This window comes from Streptomyces sp. SID13726, assembly GCF_010548375.1.
GTDB lineage: Bacteria > Actinomycetota > Actinomycetes > Streptomycetales > Streptomycetaceae > Streptomyces.
This window is the reverse complement of sequence record NZ_JAAGLY010000118.1, coordinates 1-689: the sequence shown is the minus strand read 5'-3', so window position 1 is coordinate 689 and position 689 is coordinate 1. Positions and strand designations below refer to the sequence as shown.

Sequence of the window (689 nt, the reverse complement as noted above, 5' to 3'; positions counted from 1 at the left end):
CGACGCCCTCCTGGATGCGGGCGCCGCCGCCGTCGGAGATGCCGATCAGCGGCACGCCCGTGCGCAGCGCGAGGTCCTGCACCTTGGTGATCTTCTGGCCGTGGACCTCGCCGAGACTCCCGCCGAACACCGTGAAGTCCTGGGAGTACACGCACACCTGGCGGCCGTCGATCGTGCCGTGCCCGACGACGACGCCGTCGCCCGGCTCGGGTACGCGACGTGGGCGGGCGGGACGTGGGACCTCCACGGCGACCCGATCCTCACGCTGCCGGGCACCCCCGAGGTGCGCGCGTCCGTGGGGCTGATCGGTGTCCACCGGCGTCGGCTCCACGAGGCGCTGCACCGCCGGGCGGTCGACCTGGGCGTCGAGGTCGTCACGGGGACGCCGGTCACCTCGCTGGATCCCGGCGACCCCGACGGTGCGCCCGCCGTCGTCGCCGGTCGTGAGGCGGACCTCGTCGTCGGCGCGGACGGGATGCGCAGCGCGGTCCGCGCGGCGCTGTTCCCCGGGAGCGTGCCCGTGTACAGCGGCTACTCGAGCTGGCGCGCGATCACGCCCGGAGCCTGGGGCGCGGAGGCCCTCACGCAGTACTGGGGGGCGCACGCGGAGTTCGGCCTGCTGCGCACGACTGCCGACGAGACCGCGGACGAGACCTACTGGTACGGGTACGTCGCGATGCCCGAGCGGA

General features: G+C 74.6%; 2 pseudogenes. One reads left to right on the top strand and one right to left on the bottom strand.

The features are described from left to right. Nucleotides 1-205, bottom strand: a pseudogene (locus tag G3I78_RS46665) (carboxyl transferase domain-containing protein); the annotation flags it as partial. Here G3I78_RS46665 and G3I78_RS46660 point away from each other — a divergent pair. Beyond that, nucleotides 179-689: pseudogene (locus tag G3I78_RS46660) on the top strand (hypothetical protein); the annotation flags it as partial. The pseudogenes G3I78_RS46665 and G3I78_RS46660 overlap by 27 nt on opposite strands.